This is a genomic window from Collinsella tanakaei (assembly GCF_016900375.1).
Lineage (GTDB): Bacteria > Actinomycetota > Coriobacteriia > Coriobacteriales > Coriobacteriaceae > Collinsella.
On the sequence record NZ_JACJKB010000056.1, the window covers coordinates 1 to 401 of the forward strand.

Annotated in this window: 1 tRNA gene; it reads left to right on the forward strand. The window is 63.8% G+C overall.

The window, feature by feature from the left end:
- Positions 1-21: 21 nt before the first annotated feature.
- Positions 22-95: transfer RNA gene (locus H6A16_RS10580), tRNA-Cys, on the forward strand.
- The last annotated feature ends 306 nt before the right edge of the window (positions 96-401 follow it).

The following is a 401-nucleotide window of genomic DNA, read 5'->3' on the forward strand; positions in this document are numbered from 1 at the left end:
CGATCGGCTCTTTTCATATCCGGCGAAGTGGCCAAGTGGTAAGGCAGAGGCCTGCAAAGCCTTTACCCCCGGTTCGAATCCGGGCTTCGCCTCCAGCAAACTCAAGGGGTCCGGAAGGGCCCCTTTTTAATATGAGCTGAACATTGTCAAGAGGCAAAACCGGCCCGACCGCCCGCGGGGCCACCGCGACCGGTCGGGCCTACCTATCTTCACCCGGGTGGGCCGCCGCCTGAGGGCGTGTCTGCTCGACGCACGTTCGGCATTCTAATATCCGCGCGTGGCCTCCTCGGCTGCGCATTTCGTTGCTACGGCTGGGGGCCTCGGCCGAAGTCTTGGCGGCGGGCGTGGCGGTGATGCCGCTGCCCATAAAAAGAGACTCGAGTGGCCTCCCAACGGCCTCG